Consider the following 22,492-nt stretch of genomic DNA (forward strand, 5'->3'; position numbering starts at 1 on the left):
TCGGACGATGAGCTTTGCATCAGATATGAAAAATGAATTGACGAGAATCGAAGTTGATGTGCCGAATGGCCGTGCAGAACTCAGTGCCATTATCCGGATGAATGGCGCGCTCAGTCTGTCCAATCAACAATTTATTATTAACGTACAAACCGAAAATGCGACAACCGCACGACGCATCTATTCATTAATTAAAAAAGTGTTTGATGTAGATGTTGAAATCTTAGTACGTAAAAAGATGAAATTAAAGAAAAACAATATTTATATATGCCGCATCAAAATGCGCGCGCGTGAAATCTTAGATGATTTGGGTATTTTGAAAGACGGTGTGTTCACGCATGACATTGATCCTGCGATGATTCAAGATGATGAGATGAAGCGGAGTTATTTACGTGGTGCCTTTTTAGCTGGCGGTTCTGTGAACAATCCTGAGACGTCTTCGTATCATCTCGAGATCTTCTCACTTTATGAAAATCACTCAGAAGGTTTAACGAAAGTGATGAACGAATACGACCTCAATGCGAAACACATTGAACGTAAAAAAGGTAGCATCACGTATCTCAAAGAGGCTGAACGTATCTCAGACTTTTTAAGTTTAATCGGTGGCTACCAAGCACTGTTAAAATTTGAAGACGTTCGCATCGTGCGTGATATGCGTAACTCGGTGAACCGTCTCGTGAATTGTGAAACAGCGAATTTGAATAAAACGGTGAGCGCGGCGATGCGCCAAGTCGAGAGCATTCAGTTGATAGACGAAGAAATCGGTATTGATAATCTACCAGACCGGTTGAGAGAAATTGCGAAACTGAGAGTCGAACATCAAGAAATTTCACTAAAAGAATTAGGTGAAATGATGTCGACAGGCAAAATTTCTAAATCAGGTGTGAATCACAGATTGCGTAAGCTGAATGAACTCGCCGATAAAATACGTAATGGTGAACGCGTTGAGCTTTAACCACAAATGAAAAAATATAAAAGGTTGAGACACAGATTTTTAAGATTAGTAAAATCTGTGTTTTTTACTTTTTTCTAGGGCTCATGGTATGATTAATGACAAATTTGTTAAGAGAGATAAATACAGATGAAAGCTAAAATGATTATTTTTTGAATTAGGGAGGGTAACCATTGCGTAAACTGTTATTTGCCATTAAAGATGCGCTCATCGTGCTAGTGGGAACGTTCATCACCGCACTGATGTTAAGCTTTATTGATGCAGAGTTATCTAATAACGTAGTTTATGACACTTTAGGTAAATTAGATGTGATTCATCTATTTGATGATACGACTGCCAATGGAGTCATCACATTAGGTGTTATACTTTCGCTCATCACATTTATTTATGTGCTCGTAATTAGACGAGACGATGATTAACTGACACAGCGGATTTACGATCGAACGCTTATGTTATGAAAAAACATTTTCTGCATCTTTATTTGAAAATAAAAAAGCTGAAACCCTGGGCATTCATGGGTTTCAGCTTCATTCAAAAACTAGTATGACACTTTCGAAAGGATGTTTTTTGCGTCAGTTTTGCGTCATTTCCGTTCGGTTTCCCTATATTTTGCTACAAAATAAAAAGCCTAAAGCCCTGTAATATCAAGGTTTTAGGCTATATGAGAAAATAGATGATCCCCTCGAAGGGAATTGAACCCCTATCCTAAGAACCGGAATCTTATGTGTTATCCATTACACTACGAGGGGTAAAAACAAACAACAATACTAGTTTACAAATATTGTTAAGTTGGGTCAATAACTAAATATTAAAACAGACAAACTAAATGTTTTGACCATTTTTGACTTTTATTATACAATATCATTAATAGTTACAATCAAGGAGGCATATATTCATGAACTTAATTCCTACAGTAATTGAAACGACAAATCGTGGTGAACGTGCTTACGATATTTATTCTCGTTTATTAAAAGACCGTATTATCATGTTAGGTTCACCAATTGATGATAATGTCGCAAACTCAATCGTATCTCAATTACTATTCTTACAAGCTCAAGATTCTGAAAAAGATATCTATCTATATATTAATTCTCCAGGAGGCAGTGTGACAGCTGGTTTTGCGATTTATGATACTATCCAACACATTAAACCAGATGTACAAACAATCTGTATTGGTATGGCGGCTTCAATGGGCTCATTCTTGCTCACTGCTGGCGCTAAAGGTAAACGTTTCGCGTTACCAAATGCGGAAGTCATGATTCACCAACCATTAGGCGGTGCGCAAGGTCAAGCTACAGAGATTGAAATTGCTGCGAACCATATTCTTAAAACACGTGAAAAATTAAATAAAATCTTTGCTGAACGTACAGGTCAATCTATTGAAACAATTGAACGTGACACAGATCGTGATAATTTCTTAACTGCTGAAGAAGCAAAAGAATATGGCTTAATCGATGAAGTTATGGCTCCAGAAAAATAATAAAAAATGAAGATGAAGAAAACTACCTACAGCAAGATATGTTGTAGGTAGTTTTTTATTGTTTCAGAACTTTTATGATAGGGGGGATCTCGTTTCCCTACATTTTAATGGGTCTTCATCTTTTGTGGTGGGATGACAAAAAGTCATCCCACTTTTCAATACACGAAAAGCGCAAATGTCTCTAACATTTTAAGTGACTAAACAATAAAATAAAGGAGACATATTGCGCCTATGAATCATCATATATTAAAACTGCTGAAAAAAGTATAAAAACGAATAAAGTTGCTTTGATTTTAATTTATTGTTTATGTGCATGATGTTGTATGATGAGTCGCAATGACACGAGCAATAAGCCTAAGCCAATAATGATAAATAGACTAGACATCAAGATCGCTGGACCTGATGAGGCAAACGAAAGCATGCCATTCACGATTAAGAGTATACTGCAACACAACATTAATATGTGTGTAAAGGTATCCGATTGCATCTAATCATCCTTCAATTATAAGTTTTATGCTGTTAATGAATCGAGTGCGACTTTGAGGTTCGGATAGACAAAGTTAAAGTCAATCGCTTGTAAATGATTGGGTAGTACCTTTTGGGTATCTACTAACACAGTCGACATCTCACCGAGTATCGTCCGCAACACAAAAGTGGGGACCCAACTATAGTGAGGTCGATTTAAACTTCTACCTAATGTATAGCCGAATAAATTTTGTCTTTCAGGAATTGGGGCTGTCATATTAAATACGCCCTGTGCAAAAGGTTCGTGCACCGTATATAAAATGGCACGGATCAAGTCAGTAATGTGAATCCATGAATACCATTGTCTACCTGAACCTAATTTTCCGCCAGCGAACAGCTTATAAGGTAGTTTCATCATTGGAAAAGCGCCGCCTTCGTTTGCGAGAACGATACCAAAACGACCGATTACGACGCGTGTACCGAACGCCTCAAATTGACGCGCTAAACGTTCCCATTGATAGACGACATCTGATAAGAAATCAAAGGGCTGAGTGCGATAGAGTTCTGTGTATGTACGCGTTAAATCTGGTTTATAAAAGCCGATTGCACTTGCATTGAACAACGTGCTCGGTTTGTGTGTACGTGAGCAAATAAATCGTAGAGCGCTTGTGTCGCTTTCAGACGGCTAAGCATGATATTGCGTTTCGCTCCTGGTGTCCAACGTTGGTTCAACGATTCACCCGCTAGATTGATAACAATATCTATGTCAGGTACTTCGTCTTGCCATCCAGCTTGTTGCCAGTTGATATAGGTGATCTTTGGATGCTCACTCTTTCTATCTTTACGCGTTAAGATAGTGAGATGGGCGTCCGTTTCTTTAAGTACGTTAACGAGACGACGACCGATTAACCCTGTACCACCTGTAATTAAATAGTGTTTCATAACTTCACCTCTATAAAATGTCTTATCATTGCTAGTAATGATGATTTCAAATTCCATGTAAAACGTAATTAGTCATTAATATGTCATTAAGTTATGCCTTCAAGGGCTATCAAAATTTGATATTTACGTTATAATAGAGATGTCTTCGCATAGCAATCGTATCAGACGGTTATCCGAAGACTGTTTTTAACTCCCGTTAAATGGGGTTGAGACACTAAACGTTTATGCCTTGGGGAATGATTCACGTTATTCGAAGAGCAATATTGATTCAGTTGTTCGCTACTTCTGAATCAATGAGAAGGCAACATTAAATTGCTCGTTGCCACATCGCTTGTAAACGCTATTGTCTCGACCTCTTCTATTATATTAACGCATCCTCTATATTTATACCATTTAGAGTAATCGTTAACTTAAATGAAAAGCTTACAATATTTTGACATAATTGATAAGTGAAGTTCTATATAAAGATAAATGACATGACTGTTAGAGATGTATGAAGTCATTACATCATCTAACTTTTTTTATGGGAAAATTTAACTGTGGATTAATTTTCACCAAAAGCTGATGTCACGCCAATAATTTCAAACAACCTATTTCATAAAAATATGAAGTTATAGTAATTCGGTTGAAAAGAGGACGTCATTTGGCTTAATATTAACTTAAGTATCTAAGATATGCACACGATAACGTAACCATTAAACAGGGACCAGACAATACACTGTCGTGCAGCAAATTTATGTTTTATGATAGATAAATAGTGTAAAATATAGATTTGAAATGAAATGTTCATATTGTGGAAATAAGTAATGAACCGTATATGGAGTGAGGGAGTATATGCCTAATCAAAAACATGACTATGATAATGGATCCAATAAAAAGATGAGCGGTTTCGCCAAAATTGTTAGTGCGATTATCGTTTTAATCTTATTAGGTGGATTAACATTTGCGATTTTTGCGTTCGTTGATAATTCTAACAAAAGCCAAGAACGTTTAGCGGATAAACAAAAAGAAGAACAAAAACAAAAAGACAACGACAAAGATAAAGACAAAGACAAAGATAAAGATAAGGACAAAGATAAGAAATCAACTGAAGAAAAAAGTAAGCAACCGTCTACGGAACAAACACAACAAACTGCGCAACAAACGCAACAGACTCAACAAACACAACAAGCTCCGCAAACTCAGCAGACACAACAAACGCAACAACAACGAACTTCAGAACCGAAAACAACGCAACAACGAACTTCAGAACCGAAAACAACGCAACAACGAACTTCAGAAGAGCGCACACGTGAGAAACGTTCAACAGAACAGCAACCAAGCACTGAAGAACAATCCAAAGAGCCTAAAACACAACAGTCTAAACAAGAACCTAGTACGCAAGAACAACAAACTACACAACAAAGACAAACGAGTGAACCTTCAAGAGAATCAGCTCAAAGTTCACAACAGACACAACAACAACCATCAACACAACAATCACAACAAAATAATTCATCTCAACAATCATCTAATCAGCAAACACAACAGTCACCACAGTCTCAACAACGTAGCAGTAATCAATCAAGTGGTAGTAACCAATCCAACAATAACAGTGGACAAGATAGTAACGAATGATAAAAAAGTAGCGAATGGCGCCCTCAAAAAGGTTTGTCATCCGCTACTTTCTTTATATCAAGCTATTTTTACCGAGACTGCGATTTGTATGATAAACCTCTACAGAAGATCCCAAATCTTACAAGTGCATCATCTCACCAAAAAATCATATTCGCTAACCAAGTGAGGATGAGTGACAACAGCATGGATATCATAATCCAGAATAAACATCCTGTCACGCAACCAAAAGGCCCACACCCGAATGAGACGTGGCGTTGATAAACGTGACGATGTGGATCGTGATAATCATATGCGGGATGCGTTTGTCGTTCGAAGTAATCATCGTCTTTATAGTCACGATCATCTGGATCAAGGACTTCTGGTTCTTTATTCTCAGACATAATGTTGTGCCTCCTTACATACTCATCTTATATCTTATCTTCTCAAACCATTTAGCGCAAAATATAAGCGAATGAAATAGTACAAATACCCACATCAAACGCCTCTATAAAGCCATCTACAGTAAAGATGATTAATGCTCAACCTATCTGGGTAAAACATTACCGATGTGTTCATACATCGATAAAAATGCCTAGCACAAGGTATTTGTGACAATTTTGACATTATTTCTTGCAATTTCGAAAGCTTAATAGTAATATGACAGATGAAAGAGGTTATATTTTTTTGTCCCACGAGGGACGAAAAAGGTCAATCTGTGGTTAAAGCATGACCCTTTCACTTATTTAAGAACGGAGGAGGATAGTAGTGAAAGATTTGATTCGGCTTCAGCAACAATTGGTTCCAGAACTTGTTGAAAAAATGTATAGACGTTTTTCAATTCTCACTACTATTAAACAAGAACAACCGATCGGCCGACGTAGTTTGAGTGAAACGATCGCATTAACAGAACGTGTCCTCCGTACTGAGACAGATTTGTTAAAGCAACAAGATTTGATTAAAGTTAAACCGACTGGAATGGAAATTACATCTCAAGGTGAGACGATTGTTCAAGAACTCGCGCGCTTTTTCAATGTGTATTCTGATAATGAACAGCTTGCACAACGCGTGAAAGAGCAATACGACATTAAAGATGTTTACGTCGTTCCAGGTAATGCAGATATCGAACAGACGGTGAAGACAGAGCTCGCAACCCAAGCGGGACAATTACTCGAAGATAAGTTCTATGATGATGCCATTATTTCCGTAACGGGTGGCTCAACAATGGCTTATGTGAGTAACGCGATGCACCGTCAAAACGCCAACGTTTTCTTCGTACCTGCAAGAGGTGGACTTGGTGAGAATGTCGTTTTTCAAGCGAACACCATCGTGGCGAGTATGGCAGAACAAACGAGTGGTGATTACACCACACTATACGTGCCGGATAATGTGAGCGAAACGACATATGACAATCTCATGCAAGAACCTTCCGTGTTGCATACATTAGACATTATCAAACAATCCAACATTACGATTCACGGCATTGGTGATGCGCTGAAGATCGCGCGTCAACGTCACAGTTCTCAAGATGTCCTTGAGAAACTTCAACATCATCATGCTGTGGGAGAAGCATTTGGGTATTACTTTGATGAACAAGGACATATTGTTCATAAAGTGAAAACCATTGGATTACAACTCGAAGATTTAGAGTCGAAAGCGTATATTTTCGCAGCAGCAGGAGGCAAATCCAAAGGTGAAGCAATTAAAGCGTATTTAACGATTGCACCTAAGAACACCGTGCTTATCACAGATGAGAGCGCAGCAAAGGTCATCACAGAAGTCAGTAATAAGAAGTGACATACACTTTTTAAATATCATTTTAAAGGAGGCCATGTATCATGGCAGTAAAAGTAGCAATTAATGGTTTTGGTAGAATTGGTCGTTTAGCATTCAGAAGAATTCAAAATGTTGAAGGCATTGACGTAGTAGCAGTCAATGACTTAACAGATGATGATATGTTAGCACACTTATTAAAATACGACACAATGCAAGGTCGTTTCACAAGCGAAGTTGAAATCGTAGAAGGCGGTTTCCGCGTTAATGGTCAAGAAGTGAAATCATTCGACGAACCAGATCCAAGCAAATTACCTTGGAAAGACTTAGATATCGACGTGGTACTTGAATGTACTGGTTTATTCACAGACAAAGAAAAAGCAGAAGCACACATCGAAGCAGGTGCTAAAAAAGTATTAATCTCTGCACCAGCTAAAGGTGACGTTAAAACAATTGTTTATAACACAAACCACGATACACTTGATGGTTCAGAAACAGTGGTTTCAGGTGCTTCATGTACAACTAACTCATTAGCACCCGTAGCTAAAGTACTTAACGATGAATTCGGTTTAGTAGAAGGATTTATGACTACAATCCACGCATACACTGGTGACCAAAATACACAAGATGCACCTCACAAAAAAGGTGACAAACGCCGTGCACGTGCAGCTGCACAAAACATCATCCCTAACTCAACAGGTGCTGCAAAAGCTATCGGTAAAGTTATCCCTGAAATCGATGGTAAATTAGACGGCGGTGCACAACGTGTCCCAGTTGCTACTGGTTCATTAACAGAATTAACAGTTGTATTAGAAAAAGATGTTTCAATCGAAGACGTAAACAACGCAATGAAAAATGCATCAACTGAATCATTCGGTTACACAGATGACGAAATCGTTTCTTCTGACGTGATCGGTATGACTTACGGTTCATTATTCGATGCAACTCAAACTCGTGTCATGACTGTTGGCGATCACCAATTAATCAAAGTTGCTGCATGGTACGATAACGAAATGTCTTACACTGCACAATTAGTTCGTACATTAGAACACTTAGCTACTCAAGCTAAATAAGAGATTCGCAACAATAAATAATGATTTAATTGTGCTGTAATTGGATAAGGTAAGCTTAATGAGTAAGCGGGGAGCACAAACGCTTCTCCGCTTATTTTACTTTAGATTGCATTTAGAGGAGGAAAAATGTATGGCCAAAAAAATTGTTTCTGATTTAGAGTTGAAGGACAAAACCGTTTTAGTACGTGCTGATTTTAACGTGCCGATGAAAGACGGAGAAATCACAAACGACAACCGTATTGTACAAGCATTACCAACGATTAAATACATCATTGAACAAGGTGGTAAAGTCGTACTCTTCTCTCATTTAGGTAAAGTGAAAGAAGAAAGTGACAAAGAATCATTAACATTAGCCCCTGTCGCAAAAGATTTATCAGATAAATTAGAGAAAGACGTCCAATTTGTACCTGCGACACGCGGTGAACAATTAGAATCTGCTATCCAAGCACTTGAAGCGGGCGACGTATTACTCGTTGAAAATACACGTTTCGAAGACTTAGATGGTAAAAAAGAATCTAAAAACGATCCAGAATTAGGTGAATATTGGGCATCATTAGGTGACGTATTTGTAAACGACGCATTTGGTACTGCACACCGTGAACACGCATCTAATGTTGGTATTGCGAAACACTTAGAGACAGCAGCAGGTTACTTAATGGATAAAGAAATTCAATATATTGGCGGCGTTGTAGAATCACCAGATAAACCGGTTGTAGCCATCCTTGGTGGTGCAAAAGTTTCAGACAAAATCGGTGTCATCCAAAACTTACTTCAAATCGCAGATAAAGTACTTATCGGTGGCGGTATGGCATATACCTTCCTAAAAGCACAAGGTAAAGAAATTGGCCAATCCTTATTAGAGGAAGACAAAATTGATTTTGCGAAAGATTTATTAGATCAATACAGCGACCAAATCGTGTTACCAGTTGACTGTAAAGTCGCAAAAGAATTCTCAAATGACGCTGAAATCACAGTCGTTTCTACTGACGAAATCCCTGCTGATCAAGAAGCGATGGACGTGGGCTCAGAGACAGTTGACTTATTCAAAGAACAATTACAAGGTGCACACACTGTTGTATGGAACGGACCTATGGGTGTCTTCGAATTCAGTAACTTTGCGAAAGGTACAATCGGTGTCTGCGAAGCAATTGCTGAGTTGAAAGATGCCAACACAATTATCGGTGGTGGTGACTCTGCAGCAGCAGCGATTTCACTCGGTTACGAAGATGACTTCAGTCACATTTCAACAGGTGGCGGTGCTTCATTAGAATACTTAGAGGGTAAAGACTTACCAGGTATTGATTCAATTTCTGAAAAATAATCGCATTACGATGGAACAATAAAATTCTAACTTATAGGAGTGTTTAGAATGAGAAAACCAATTATCGCAGGTAACTGGAAAATGAACAAAACGGTGCAAGAGGCAAAAGATTTCATCAACGCATTACCTGAATTACCAGATACAAACGAAGTGGAATCTGTGATTTGTGCACCAACAATCCAATTAGATGCATTGGTCAACCTCGTGAAAGAAGGAAAAGCAGAAGGATTAAAAATCGGCGCACAAAATACGTACTTTGAAGAAAGCGGTGCATTTACTGGCGAAACATCACCCGTTGCACTTGCAGATTTAGGTGTACAATATGTAGTCATCGGCCATTCAGAACGCCGTGACATCTTCCACGAAACGGATGAAGAAGTAAATAAAAAAGCACATGCGGTCTTCGATCATGGTATGACTCCAATTATCTGTGTCGGTGAATCGAATGAACAACGTGAAAATGGTGAAGCTAACACAGTTGTAGGTAACCAAGTGAAAAAAGCGGTTGAAGGCTTATCTGAAGATCAATTGAAACAAGTCATCATCGCTTATGAACCAGTATGGGCAATCGGTACAGGTAAATCATCTAACGCTGAAGATGCTAACGAAATGTGTGCATTTGTAAGACAAACAATCGCTGACATCGCTAGTGAAGCAGTTGCAAATGAAACACGCATTCAATACGGCGGTAGCGTAAAACCTAACAACATTAAAGAATACATGGGTCAAGATGATATCGATGGTGCGTTAGTTGGCGGAGCTTCACTTAAAGTTGAAGACTACGTACAATTGTTAGAAGGTGCAAAATAACATGGCGAAACAACCTACTGCACTCATTATTTTGGATGGTTTTGCGAATAGAGAAAGCGAACATGGGAACGCTGTGAAACAAGCGCATAAACCTAACTTTGACAGATATTATAATGCATTTCCTACAACTCAAATCGAAGCAAGTGGTTTAGATGTAGGGTTACCTGAAGGCCAAATGGGTAACTCAGAAGTAGGACACATGAACATTGGTGCAGGTCGCATTGTTTACCAAAGTTTGACACGTATTAATAAATCGATTGAAGACGGTGAGTTCTTTGATAATGGTGTGCTTAATCAAGCGATGGATCACGTACTTGATCATGACTCAGCACTTCACGTATTTGGTTTATTATCAGATGGCGGTGTTCATAGTCACTATAAACATCTTTTCGCGATATTGAAATTAGCGAAACAACGCGGCGTGTCTCAAGTGTACGTACATGCGTTCCTAGATGGTCGTGACGTCGATCAAAAATCAGCACTCAAATATATCGAAGAAACAGAAGCACAATTCGAAGCACTTGGCATCGGACAATTCGCATCTGTCTCTGGTCGTTATTATGCGATGGACCGTGATAAACGTTGGGAACGCGAAGAACGCGCTTATAACGCTATTCGCAACTTTGACGGACCGGTATACGAATCTGCCAAAGCAGGTGTAGAAGCCAATTACGATAACGATTTAACAGATGAATTTGTCGAACCGTTCATCGTTGATGGGCAAAATAACGGTGTGAATGACGGAGATGCAGTCATTTTCTATAATTTCCGTCCAGACAGAGCTGCTCAACTATCAGAAATCTTTACGAATAAAGCATTCGATGGCTTTAACGTCGAACAAGTGAATGACTTATACTATGCGACATTTACAAAATACAACGATGATGTCGATGCAGCGATCGTATTTGAAAAAATTGATTTAGTGAATACCATTGGTGAAGTCGCTCAAGATAACGGCTTAACACAATTGCGTATCGCAGAAACAGAAAAATATCCACACGTGACTTACTTTATGAGTGGTGGTCGTAACGACACATTTGAAGGTGAACGTAGACGTTTGATTGATTCACCTAAAGTCGCTACGTATGATTTGAAACCAGAAATGAGTGCATATGAAGTTAAAGATGCACTATTAGAAGAATTAGACAAAGGTGATTTAGACCTCATTTTACTCAACTTCGCTAATCCTGATATGGTCGGCCACAGTGGTATGTTAGAACCGACAATTAAAGCGATTGAAGCGGTTGACGAATGCTTAGGTGAAGTCGTTGATAAAATCTTAGACATGGATGGTTATGCCATCATCACAGCAGACCACGGTAACTCAGACATGGTCTTAACCGATGATGATCAACCGATGACGACACACACAACAAATCCTGTACCAGTCATCGTGACAAAAGATGGTGTCACATTGCGTGAAACAGGACGCCTTGGTGATTTAGCACCGACATTATTAGACTTAATGCAAGTAGCACAACCAGCAGAAATGACAGGCGAATCACTCATCAATCACGAATAATCTCAATCAATTGTTTTGTATCTCAACATGAGCAAGCTATAATAAAATTGAAATAGCTGATTCAACTATTTATATAAGGAGAATGATATTATGCCAATTATTACAGACGTATATGCACGTGAAGTCCTTGATTCACGTGGTAACCCAACTGTTGAAGTTGAAGTATTAACAGAAAGCGGTGCATTTGGTCGTGCACTTGTACCATCAGGTGCCTCTACAGGTGAACATGAAGCAGTCGAACTTCGAGACGGTAATAAAGACCGTTATCTTGGTAAAGGTGTGACTAAAGCGGTAGATAACGTGAACGAACTCATCGCTCCAGAAATCTTAGAAGGTGAATTCTCAGCATTAGATCAAGTTTCTCTTGATAAAATGATGATCCAATTAGACGGTACAACAAACAAAGGTAAACTCGGTGCGAACGCTATTCTTGGTGTTTCTATCGCTGTTGCCCGTGCTGCTGCTGACTTCTTAGGCCAACCCCTTTATAAATATTTCGGTGGTTTCAATGGTAAACAATTACCAGTACCAATGATGAATATCGTTAACGGTGGTTCTCACTCAGATGCGCCAATCGCATTCCAAGAATTCATGATCTTACCAACAGGCGCAGATACATTTAAAGAATCACTACGTTGGGGTGCAGAAATCTTCCACAATTTAAAATCAATTCTTAAATCACGTGGCTTAGAAACTGCAGTTGGTGACGAAGGTGGCTTTGCGCCTAAATTTAAAGGTACAGAAGACGCTGTAGAAACAATTCTTGAAGCAATCAAAGCTACTGGACTTACTCCAGGTGAAGACGTATTCTTAGGCTTTGACTGTGCTTCTTCAGAATTCTACGAAGATGGTGTTTATGACTACACTAAATTCGAAGGAGACCAAGGTGCTAAACGCAGCGCTGAAGAACAAGTGGATTACCTTGAAAAATTAGTAAACGATTACCCAATCATCACAATTGAAGATGGTATGGACGAAAACGACTGGGACGGTTGGAAATTATTAACTGACCGCATCGGTGACCGTGTTCAATTAGTGGGTGACGACTTATTCGTTACAAACACTGCTAAATTAGCTGAAGGTATCGAAAAAGGTATCAGTAACTCAATCCTCATCAAAGTGAACCAAATCGGTACATTAACTGAAACATTTGATGCGATTGAAATGGCTCAAAAAGCAGGTTACACAGCAGTTGTTTCACACCGTTCAGGTGAAACTGAAGATACAACAATCGCTGATATCGCTGTAGCGACAAATGCGGGTCAAATCAAAACAGGTTCTCTATCAAGAACTGACCGTATTGCGAAATACAATCAACTTCTACGCATTGAAGATGAATTATACGAAACAGCTAAATTCGACGGCATTAAATCATTCTATAATTTAGAAAAATAAGCACTTCGTTTTAGTGTTTAGCACATGATTCTCAAGTCCCTACTAGGTTGCCTAGTAGGGACTTTTTGTGTTGGTAAATTGGACGGCTTGAGATGCACGCTTGGTGCCATCATTCATCTCACTGATTTCCTGGGAAATAAGACGCTTTTTCAGGATCAATCTATGCATCACCTTTTCTATAACGCTTACCATTCATCTTTAAATGATAAACTGTTATAATAGTGAGAGTAGTTTACGGAAAGGAAGGCCTGTTGCACAAATGGAGAATAACGAAAAAACGAGAGAAGAAAAGACAGGTAATTTTATTGCATATGCGTCTTTAATTATGGCGATATTAATGGCTATTCATTTATTTATCGTGTTAGATGATCAAGTCGTCAGACAAATGCTTGTAGACAGTAGCCAGAAACCAACAGAGAATGCGATAGGTCAAATTATCAACATCTTCCGCTTTACAGGTATCATGTACACGATTGCGTATGCGACAGGGATCCTCGCAATTTGGAGCAGACATATGTACTTGTGGTGGTTCCTATTTGTAGTATATATTACGAACGTATTAACCAATCTAGTCAATCTTAATTTGTTGTTAAGTGCAATCGCCACGCAAAAAACATGGCTAGCGACAATGCCTATTATTATCGTGTTAACCGTTTCTATCATTCTAGCGATTTGGATGGTCGTTGTGTCAGTTAAACGCAAAAGCATATTTAATAGATAATTGATAATTGTCCATCGCATGTGATATAATGCAGGGCGTATATTATGAATGGAGGACAAAATGTATGCATACACTTTTTACAGTTTTACTAATCATAGATTGTATTGCATTAGTCACTGTTGTGTTACTCCAAGAAGGTAAAAGTAATGGACTATCTGGTGCGATAAGCGGTGGCGCCGAACAATTATTTGGTAAACAAAAACAACTCGGTATCGATTTGTTTTTGCATAGAGTTACAATTGTATTGTCCGTCATTTTCTTCTTGTTAATGATTGCGATTAGCTATTTCGGATTTTAATTTCAAAGTGCGATGATATGGCGATAGACGATAGAGCAAGCATATCAATGTAATCATTACACAGGATGTCACTGAGTGTGAAAAAGAAAATCAGCGATAATGTTGCAAGGTAGGACTTGGAAATCTCATGTTACACGTGTACAATGGATCAATCCATTGTGGTCGGCTACTTGATCGGGAACGTTCAAGTTGGCAAAGATAGATTTCTGTCTTGCCTCTTTTTTTATTTCTTTAAATATAAATGATAAAATAATAGTAATCCATGTTAACCGAGATCACTTACGCCGTTTAGCGCAATAGGGTGGGATCAAGGGAAAGGAAGGGACGTATTGCCTATGAAATTACCTGAACCATTTTTCTTTGAAGAAGGACAACAAGCAGTGTTGCTGCTACATGGTTTCACTGGTAGCTCAGCCGATGTCAGACAGCTCGGCCGTTATTTACAAAAGCAAGGTTACACATGTTATGCACCCCAATATGAAGGACATGGCGCACCACCAGAAGAGATTCTCCATTCAAGTCCACACGTCTGGTTTAAAGATGTGTTAGATGCTTATGACTTTTTAGTCGATCAAGGTTACGACGATATCGTTGTAGCTGGGTTATCGCTCGGTGGTTGCTATGCCTTAAAATTAAGCTTAAACAGAAATGTAAAGGGTATTATAACAATGTGTGCGCCTATGTATATCAAGACAGAAGGTGCCATGTTTGAAGGTGTATTAGATTACGCCCGCAATTTTAAAAAGTACGAAGGAAAAGATCAAGCGACTATTGATCGAGAGATGGAAGCATTTCATCCAACAGAAACACTTCGCGAATTACAAAGCCAAATTCAAGATGTACGCGATCACATTGACGAAGTGATGGATCCGATCTTTGTCGTTCAAGCAGAACAAGATAAAATGATTAATACAGATTCAGCAAATATCATTTATGATGAAACAGATGCTGAAACGAAATCCATTAAATGGTATCCCAATTCAGAGCACGTCATTACGATTGGCAAAGAAAAAGAACAATTATTTGAAGACATTGAACAATTTTTAAAATCTATTGATTGGGATATGTAAGCACATTAAAGTGCGAGAAACCACATACACAACGAAACACATTCATTATAGACCCAAGTCACAACACACACGCAATTAATGAGAAAGGAGGGGCATGATGAATTTAAAGCAATCCGTTGAAGAAATTATCAAACAACCTGACTATGAACCGATGTCTGTTTCAGACTTTCAGGATGCATTAGGTTTAGACAGTGCTGACTCATTTAGAGATTTAATAAAGGTATTGGTGGAACTCGAACAAAACGGTCTCATCGAACGGACGAAGAAAGATCGTTATCAACGTAAGGAAAAAAGTAAAGATAAAACACATCAATTGGTCAAAGGGAAACTCAGCCAAAATAAAAAAGGCTTCGCATTCCTAAGACCAGAAGAGGAAGATCGTGAAGATATCTTTATCCCACCTAACAAAATCAATCGTGCACTCGACGGCGATACGGTCCTCGTTGAACTTCAGCGCTATAAAGGTAAGATTGAAGGCGAGGTCAAACAGATTGAACAACACTCTGTGACACAAGTGGTCGGTACCTACAGTGAAGCAAGACATTTCGGCTTTGTCATCCCGGATGATAAACGGATTATGCAGGATATCTTTATTCCAAAAGGTCACCACTTAGGTGCAGTCGATGGTCACAAAGTGCTAGTACAAATTACGAAATATGCTGATGCGACCGATAATCCAGAAGGTCAGATTTCTGCAATCTTAGGTCATAAAAATGACCCAGGTGTCGATATTCTATCCATTATTTATCAACATGGCATTGAAATCGAATTTCCTGATAACGTGTTAGAAGAATCGGAAAATGTACCTGACGAAATTAAACCAGAAGAAATTAAAAATCGTCGTGATCTCCGTGATGAGTTAACGATTACGATTGATGGTGCAGATGCGAAAGACCTTGACGATGCGATCAGCGTCAAAGCGTTAAACAATGGTCATACGCAATTAACCGTCAGCATTGCGGACGTCAGCTATTATGTCACAGAAGGCTCAGCCCTTGATCAAGAAGCTTATGAACGTGGTACCAGTGTTTACCTTGTCGATCGCGTCATTCCAATGATTCCACACCGTTTAAGTAACGGTATTTGTTCATTAAATCCAAACGTGGATCGACTTACACTCAGTTGCCGTATGGAGCTTGATCAAAAAGGTAATGTCGTGAAACATGAAATCTTTGATAGTGTCATCAATTCAAACTATCGAATGACCTACGATGCGGTAAATAAAATCATTACTGATCATGATGAAGCAACACGTCAACAATATGCAGAGTTGACACCGATGCTCGATCTAGCACAAGATTTATCTAATCGTTTAATTGATATGAGACGCCGTCGTGGTGAAATTGATTTCGATATTAGTGAAGCACAAGTGATTGTAGATGAAGATGGTATTCCGACTGATATTCAATTGAGAAATCGCGGTGAAGGTGAACGCTTAATCGAATCCTTCATGTTGGCAGCGAACGAAACTGTTGCTGAACACTTTAACCGTATGGAAGTGCCATTCATTTACCGTATTCACGAACAACCGAAATCAGATCGTCTTACTCAATTCTTCGAGTTCATTACAAACTTCGGCATTGTCGTACGTGGTACAGGTGAAAATATCCATCCATCTACACTACAAAAAATTCGCCAAGAAGTAGAAGGTAAACCAGAACAAATGGTTATTTCTACGATGATGTTACGCTCTATGCAACAAGCGCGTTATGAAGATACCAACTTAGGACACTTCGGCTTATCTGCAGAATATTATACACATTTCACATCACCGATTAGACGTTATCCAGACTTAACGGTTCACCGTTTAATTCGAAAATATCTCATCGATAACTCTATGGATGGTAAAGAAAAACATGAATGGGAAGAAAAACTCCCTGAAATTGCAGAACATACGTCACAACGTGAACGCCGTGCCATAGATGCTGAACGTGACACAGACGAATTGAAAAAAGCTGAATATATGGTACAACACATCGGCGAAGAATTCGAAGGCGTCATCAGTTCAGTCGCAAACTTCGGTATGTTTATCGAATTACCGAATACGATTGAAGGTATGGTCTCTGTAGCGAATATGACAGATGACTACTATCACTTTGATGAACGTCACATGGCGATGATTGGTGAGCACAGTGCGAAAGTGTTCAAGATTGGTGACACGGTTAAAATTAAAGTTACCAATGTAGATGTTGATGAACGCATGATCGATTTCCAAATCGTCGGTATGCCGTTACCGAAAAATAATGGTAAACAGCGTCCAGCACGTGAAAAAACAATCCAAGCGAAAACGCGTGGTAAAGCTGGAAACGATAAACAAAATAAATCTAAGAATAAAAACAAGAAGAAACAACGTAAAGGTAAGAACCAACGCCAACGTGAAAAGAATGGCAATAACCAACACAAACCATTCTACAAAGACAAGAACATCAAGAAAAAAGCACGTAGAAAGAAAAAATAATTCAACAAAGAGGTGACACGTAATGGCGAAGAAAAAGAAAAAATCACCGGGCACACTCGCTGAAAATCGTAAAGCGAGACATGATTATAATATTGAAGACACGATGGAAGCGGGTATCGTGCTAAAAGGTACAGAAATTAAATCCATTCGTCGTGGCAGTGCCAACTTAAAAGATAGCTACGCACAGGTAAAACGTGGTGAGATTTACCTTCAAAATATGCATATCGCACCCTATGAAGAAGGCAATCAATTTAATCATGACCCACGTCGTCCTAGAAAATTACTCTTGCATAAACGCGAGATCGCTAAATTAGGTAACCAAACGCGAGAAGTAGGTTACTCTATCGTACCATTGAAGCTCTATTTGAAACACGGCCATTGTAAAGTATTAATCGGTGTTGCACGAGGTAAGAAAAAATATGATAAACGTCAAGCACTGAAAGAAAAAGCGATGAAACGTGACGTAGATAGAGCGATGAAAGACCGTTATTAAGCGAAACCGTTGCTTAATATGAAAGATTTTGGTACGATAGTATGTGCTTTCTGTTAAAAGGTTAAGAAGTTGTAAAATTTTCGTTAATCCCTTTCAGAAAGTACATGTCATTTTTGATTACGGGGGCGTTCTTGGATTCGACAGGGGTCCCCCGAGCTTATTAAGCGTGTCGGAGGGTTGTCTCCGTACCAACACATTAAGTTAATAATAACTGGCAAATCAAACAATAATTTAGCAGTAGCTGCGTAATAGCACTCTGCATCGCCTAACAGCATCTCCTATGTGCTGTTAACGCGATTCAACCCTAAGTAGGATACGCTAGACACTGCCGCTTGAAGTCTGTCTAGAAGAGATTCAATCAAGCTAGCGTGATGTTGGTTGTCTATCACCGTGCATCATGCGAAATTCCGAGATAGACTACGCACGTAGAAAGATTTGTATCAGGACCTCTGGACGCGGGTTCGAATCCCGCCGTCTCCATAGCTGATCCTTGATATATCAAGGGTTTGAAGGAGTAAGTGTTAAATAAGTGTCAAGAAAACAATTCTCTGACTCGTTGACCTTACTCTTTTTTACGTTCACCTAGCAAATGCGAGTAGGGGGTCGAGTATCTGAGAAATTGTCGCATGTTCCAATAAATAAAACGAGAACTTGGATTTGTATGAATGGCCTCAAATATAAAAAAATAATAGTTCATCGAGTTACTTTTTTATTAGAAAATGAAAACAGTGGTTATTGCTATCATTTATAGCAAATAACCACTGTTTTTTCTGAAGGAAGAAGGTTTTGTACTAACCTCAAATAATAGACTTTAGATTTTTTATAAATGTATCAAACGAATCTTTCGTAATATTCATGCGTATTGAAAATCCTGACTCAGTAGCTATATTCGTATGAATTAACCCGGAATCAAAATTTATATATAAAATCAAATCATTATTGTTTAACTGAATAACTGTTAACCAAAAATCTGGCTCAATAAAAAAGTAGTCAGGGGAGTCATTGGTAAAATTACTAATACTTAAGTTTAAAATATCATCTTCAAATAGCATAATTTCTCTTTTGATACTAGAGTTTCCATAAGTAATAATCATATTGAAGTAGATATGTTTTATATCATCAATAGTTTTTGATTCTATATGAACTAGTGATAAAAGTATATTGTTTTCTTTAAAAGATACATCTTTTAATACTGTTGGATTTATAGACAATGATTAGTGCCCCTTTCTCCAGACTTTTTTTGGACTATTTTGTTTGTAAGTAGTAACAACTGTTTTACCAGATTTATCTAATACTAAAGTTGTTTTAGAACTCTTATCATACAGTATTTTAGCACCAGTTTTTTTATCAGTATACTTTTGACCATATCTCATTGCATGAGCAAACTGTTGTTTTGTAATTCCTCTTTGACCAGCTCATTGTAAATTACGCTATATTTTTATATTTTGTTAAAGTATTGCCCATCACTTATGAATTTGTTAGTAATTATAAGTATAATTTCATCGTTTTCATTATTAAAAAAGTGACACGAACTTGGTTTTGTAAGTGAGTATAACATATACAATGACTGATTTAATCCTTCTCACTTCAACGTTTTGCTCAATATCAGCGATATAGATATTTCCAGTAGTTTTGATATATTTATACACATAGTCGCAATTATCTGCTTATAATCTGTGGGCTGGTTATTTAATGTTATAGAAATATTTGCGCTTTTTTGTATCAAAAATTCGAGTGGTTTTCGCCATCCAACCACAAAAGTTGATGAACTTTAAAACAGATCTTAATCAGCTGCTAACATTATTGATTTGAGGAGGAAACAGTTTAAAAAATAATTAGCATATTACTATCAAATTCATATGAATCTCCTACTTTTATCTGTAACATTTCGGTAATTAAATATTCATAGAATATAACAAAATGTTTTAAGCATTATAATAACATGATCATTTAGAGTAAAAATTAAGTAAAAAGTGTAGTATTGTTTTAACCGTTAAGTGAATGTATACTCTATATAAATAATAAAGTAGAGGTCACGAAATGAAGTACAAAGAAGAATTTTATTATTTAACACAAGTTATCGATAGTATCTACAATAAGATGATAAACTATACGGAAGTATTTGTAGCAGAAAATCCTCACAGCTGTAACTTGAAAAAGACGTGTATAGATAAAATATTTGATATAGAGAAAATGGAAATAGACGCGTGTTTCTTAAAAACGATACTTTTATTTGAGAAGATAGTAAAAAAAGATAAAGAAATACATGTAAAAAAGGAAGTATTCGAATTAGATATAGGAAGTAGAATTAAAAATAGAAAATCCATCCAACTAAAACTTTACAGATATCATGCAAAAGAGGGTAGAGGGAAATATCTAATAAATAAGTGTTTAAATGATTTATTGGGGTATAGGTTTATCATCCACAGTAATAATACACTAGAAGATATATCTAAAGGTATACAATTTTATGTAAAAAATAATTATGATTTAATCAAAGTTAAGATTCAAAACGCTAGCAAACAAGGATATAAAGCATTGCATATATATTTTAAAATCAGTAATCAGTGTTTTCCTTGTGAATTACAAATATGGCTTTCAAGCGATCGAGTGAGTAACGAAAAATCTCATAAAAAGTATAAACAAGAATATTTAGATTGGAAAGAATATGAAAATGTTTCTAGCAATTATATATGGGGTGACATGGATGTTTTATAAACACTATTTAATCTTTTTGGAAAACGAAATGGACGGTAGAAGACAGGCATTTCACAAATTAATACAACAAGAAAGTGATTTTGATAATTTAAATAGTTATGGTTCCAAATTAGATCGTTTAGATCTTGAATATTATACACATATAATTAGTGCTTCGGATAAATCAATATCAAGTATTGAAGAAAAGGATAGTTTTTTTAGAGATATCGATTACTATGAAGACTTTGATGAATTTTTGGAGGTCGCTAAAAGTACACAAAGTTTATGTGCGATGGATGTGGCGAGATATATTTTAATACTTCATCCTACAACCCCACTAAAATTACAAAAATTGCTCTACATTGTCTACGAACGCTATCTTTTACAATTTCAAACACCATTATTTAATGAAGCGTTTTTAGCTTCTAATTACGGTCCAATCATAATTGAAGACTATGATGCATCTCAAAAAGAGAATCAGTTACTTTCAGTAGAAGATGATCAATCCATTTTTAGTATGTCAGACAAAGCAACCTTGCCTATAAAATATAAGATTTCTCGTCTCGAAAATAGTGACTATTTAAGAGAATTAGTTCAAAATGTAATAACAGAATATAAGGATTATAGTGCGAAGGATATGTTGAATATCATCCAAACAAACGACACAGCTTGGTCTAGAGCACATGACTATGCACAAAATGAAACAATGTCCACAGAAATGATTAAAGAAGCTGAACCTGTAAAATACACTATAAACTAAAATGAAACATGACAATAAAATTTTATAAAGGATGATACAGGTGAATATTGAACTTGAGAACTACAATCCTGACTGGCCAAATATGTACTTGAGTGAAAAAGAGAAATTGCAACATGTTTTAGGTCAAGATTTAATAACTATTCATCATATAGGAAGTACTGCGATACCAAATATAAAGGCAAAACCAATTATCGATATTTTATGTGTAGTCAAAAACATTAAAGATATAGATCGCTATCATTCAGCAATGCAAAATCTAGGTTATGAAGGTTTAGGTGAAAATGGCATATCTAGCCGCCGATTTTTCTTGAAAATAAACAAGAATACACAGAAGAGAACGCATCATGTACACATCTTTGATCAAAGTGCTCAAGCACAAATTGAGAGACATTTAGATTTCAGAGACTATCTTCGTAAAAATCCTAAGGAAGCTCGAAATTATGAAGCATTAAAAGAACAGTTAGCCCAATGGTACCCAGACAATAGGGATAAATACACCGATGGTAAAGCAACATTTATCAAAGAAATTGAGCACAAAGCGAAGTTGTATTTTGGGTGGAAATAACTTATTGAAATTTAATTCTAGCAAAAATAGAACTTCCATGATCGTGGTAAAGCAATATATTTAAAAAGGAGTAAAACGCGATATCCACGTTTTACTCCTTTATTCTA

21 protein-coding genes, 1 tRNA gene, 1 other RNA gene and 1 pseudogene are annotated in these 22,492 nt (G+C 37.3%); 19 read left to right on the plus strand and 5 right to left on the minus strand.

Going from position 1 to position 22,492, the window contains the following annotated elements:
* The first annotated feature begins 7 nt into the window (after window positions 1-7).
* Both whiA and ACSBRB_RS06200 read left to right on the plus strand, forming a co-directional pair.
* A complete protein-coding gene (whiA, locus tag ACSBRB_RS06195) occupies window positions 8-952 on the plus strand; it encodes a DNA-binding protein WhiA (RefSeq protein ID WP_435032065.1) in 945 nt (314 codons plus the stop codon).
* Window positions 953-1,122: 170 nt separating this feature from the next.
* Window positions 1,123-1,368, plus strand: a complete 246-nt coding sequence (locus ACSBRB_RS06200; protein ID WP_435032066.1) for a hypothetical protein — start codon at window positions 1,123-1,125, stop codon at window positions 1,366-1,368.
* A 258-nt stretch (window positions 1,369-1,626) separates the two neighbouring features.
* On the opposite strand, the gene ACSBRB_RS06205 is transcribed toward ACSBRB_RS06200, so the two are convergent.
* Window positions 1,627-1,698 (minus strand) — tRNA-Arg (locus ACSBRB_RS06205).
* 146 nt (window positions 1,699-1,844) lie between these two features.
* Here ACSBRB_RS06205 and clpP point away from each other — a divergent pair.
* Window positions 1,845-2,429: an ATP-dependent Clp endopeptidase proteolytic subunit ClpP gene (clpP, locus tag ACSBRB_RS06210; protein ID WP_435032067.1), complete on the plus strand. Its 585-nt coding sequence runs from the start codon at window positions 1,845-1,847 to the stop codon at window positions 2,427-2,429.
* A gap of 298 nt (window positions 2,430-2,727) precedes the next feature.
* Here clpP and ACSBRB_RS06215 read toward each other — a convergent pair whose 3' ends face one another.
* A complete protein-coding gene (locus tag ACSBRB_RS06215) occupies window positions 2,728-2,916 on the minus strand; it encodes a hypothetical protein (protein ID WP_435032068.1) in 189 nt (62 codons plus the stop codon).
* A 24-nt stretch (window positions 2,917-2,940) separates the two neighbouring features.
* Window positions 2,941-3,836 (minus strand): annotated as a pseudogene (locus ACSBRB_RS06220) (TIGR01777 family oxidoreductase).
* Between the two features lie 834 nt (window positions 3,837-4,670).
* Between ACSBRB_RS06220 and ACSBRB_RS06225 the strand changes: the two are divergent.
* Window positions 4,671-5,453, plus strand: a complete 783-nt coding sequence (locus ACSBRB_RS06225) for a DUF4887 domain-containing protein (protein WP_435032069.1) — start codon at window positions 4,671-4,673, stop codon at window positions 5,451-5,453.
* A gap of 134 nt (window positions 5,454-5,587) precedes the next feature.
* Here the strand turns inward: ACSBRB_RS06225 and ACSBRB_RS06230 are convergent, their stop codons facing one another.
* The gene (locus ACSBRB_RS06230; RefSeq protein ID WP_435032070.1) at window positions 5,588-5,833 is read right to left on the minus strand and encodes a hypothetical protein; all 246 of its coding nucleotides are present in this window, start codon (window positions 5,831-5,833) and stop codon (window positions 5,588-5,590) included.
* A gap of 364 nt (window positions 5,834-6,197) precedes the next feature.
* On the opposite strand from ACSBRB_RS06230, the gene ACSBRB_RS06235 reads away from it, so the two are divergent.
* The 12 genes from ACSBRB_RS06235 (at window position 6,198) to ssrA (ending at window position 18,846) form a co-directional block, all read left to right on the plus strand.
* Window positions 6,198-7,226 carry a sugar-binding transcriptional regulator gene (locus ACSBRB_RS06235; protein WP_107391890.1) on the plus strand — a complete coding sequence of 343 codons (1,029 nt, stop codon included), beginning with the start codon at window positions 6,198-6,200 and terminating at the stop codon, window positions 7,224-7,226.
* A 41-nt stretch (window positions 7,227-7,267) separates the two neighbouring features.
* On the plus strand, window positions 7,268-8,275 hold the full coding sequence (gene gap, locus ACSBRB_RS06240) for a type I glyceraldehyde-3-phosphate dehydrogenase (RefSeq protein WP_435032071.1): 1,008 nt from the start codon (window positions 7,268-7,270) through the stop codon (window positions 8,273-8,275).
* A gap of 130 nt (window positions 8,276-8,405) precedes the next feature.
* Entirely contained in the window at window positions 8,406-9,596 is a 1,191-nt protein-coding gene (locus ACSBRB_RS06245; protein ID WP_435032072.1) for a phosphoglycerate kinase, read from the plus strand.
* Window positions 9,597-9,644: 48 nt separating this feature from the next.
* Window positions 9,645-10,406, plus strand: a complete 762-nt coding sequence (tpiA, locus tag ACSBRB_RS06250; RefSeq protein ID WP_435032073.1) for a triose-phosphate isomerase — start codon at window positions 9,645-9,647, stop codon at window positions 10,404-10,406.
* Window position 10,407: 1 nt separating this feature from the next.
* Window positions 10,408-11,928: a 2,3-bisphosphoglycerate-independent phosphoglycerate mutase gene (gpmI, locus tag ACSBRB_RS06255; protein WP_435032074.1), complete on the plus strand. Its 1,521-nt coding sequence runs from the start codon at window positions 10,408-10,410 to the stop codon at window positions 11,926-11,928.
* Window positions 11,929-12,018: 90 nt separating this feature from the next.
* Window positions 12,019-13,323 (plus strand): surface-displayed alpha-enolase, encoded by a 1,305-nt coding sequence (gene eno, locus ACSBRB_RS06260; protein WP_435032076.1) that lies wholly within the window; start codon window positions 12,019-12,021, stop codon window positions 13,321-13,323.
* A 259-nt stretch (window positions 13,324-13,582) separates the two neighbouring features.
* A complete protein-coding gene (locus tag ACSBRB_RS06265; protein ID WP_435032077.1) occupies window positions 13,583-14,044 on the plus strand; it encodes a hypothetical protein in 462 nt (153 codons plus the stop codon).
* Between the two features lie 64 nt (window positions 14,045-14,108).
* A complete protein-coding gene (gene secG / locus ACSBRB_RS06270) occupies window positions 14,109-14,342 on the plus strand; it encodes a preprotein translocase subunit SecG (protein ID WP_435032078.1) in 234 nt (77 codons plus the stop codon).
* Between the two features lie 329 nt (window positions 14,343-14,671).
* Entirely contained in the window at window positions 14,672-15,412 is a 741-nt protein-coding gene (locus ACSBRB_RS06275) for an alpha/beta hydrolase (protein ID WP_435032079.1), read from the plus strand.
* Between the two features lie 97 nt (window positions 15,413-15,509).
* Window positions 15,510-17,870 (plus strand): ribonuclease R, encoded by a 2,361-nt coding sequence (gene rnr, locus ACSBRB_RS06280; protein WP_435032080.1) that lies wholly within the window; start codon window positions 15,510-15,512, stop codon window positions 17,868-17,870.
* A gap of 22 nt (window positions 17,871-17,892) precedes the next feature.
* On the plus strand, window positions 17,893-18,363 hold the full coding sequence (gene smpB / locus ACSBRB_RS06285) for an SsrA-binding protein SmpB (RefSeq protein ID WP_435032081.1): 471 nt from the start codon (window positions 17,893-17,895) through the stop codon (window positions 18,361-18,363).
* Window positions 18,364-18,484: 121 nt separating this feature from the next.
* Window positions 18,485-18,846: a transfer-messenger RNA gene (gene ssrA, locus ACSBRB_RS06290) on the plus strand.
* Window positions 18,847-19,160: 314 nt separating this feature from the next.
* On the opposite strand, the gene ACSBRB_RS06295 is transcribed toward ssrA, so the two are convergent.
* Entirely contained in the window at window positions 19,161-19,574 is a 414-nt protein-coding gene (locus ACSBRB_RS06295) for a hypothetical protein (RefSeq protein ID WP_435032082.1), read from the minus strand.
* Between the two features lie 829 nt (window positions 19,575-20,403).
* Between ACSBRB_RS06295 and ACSBRB_RS06300 the strand changes: the two genes are divergently transcribed.
* From ACSBRB_RS06300 to ACSBRB_RS06310, 3 genes are read left to right on the plus strand one after another with little or no spacing between them, the layout of a single operon-like run.
* A complete protein-coding gene (locus ACSBRB_RS06300) occupies window positions 20,404-21,081 on the plus strand; it encodes a nucleotidyltransferase family protein (RefSeq protein ID WP_435032083.1) in 678 nt (225 codons plus the stop codon).
* Window positions 21,071-21,820: a Panacea domain-containing protein gene (locus tag ACSBRB_RS06305; RefSeq protein WP_435032084.1), complete on the plus strand. Its 750-nt coding sequence runs from the start codon at window positions 21,071-21,073 to the stop codon at window positions 21,818-21,820. The genes ACSBRB_RS06300 and ACSBRB_RS06305 overlap by 11 nt, the downstream gene beginning before the upstream one ends.
* A 40-nt stretch (window positions 21,821-21,860) precedes the next feature.
* Window positions 21,861-22,385 (plus strand): GrpB family protein, encoded by a 525-nt coding sequence (locus ACSBRB_RS06310; RefSeq protein ID WP_435032085.1) that lies wholly within the window; start codon window positions 21,861-21,863, stop codon window positions 22,383-22,385.
* Window positions 22,386-22,492 lie beyond the last annotated feature (107 nt).

It is taken from the genome of Staphylococcus auricularis (assembly GCF_051172115.1).
GTDB lineage: Bacteria > Bacillota > Bacilli > Staphylococcales > Staphylococcaceae > Staphylococcus > Staphylococcus auricularis_A.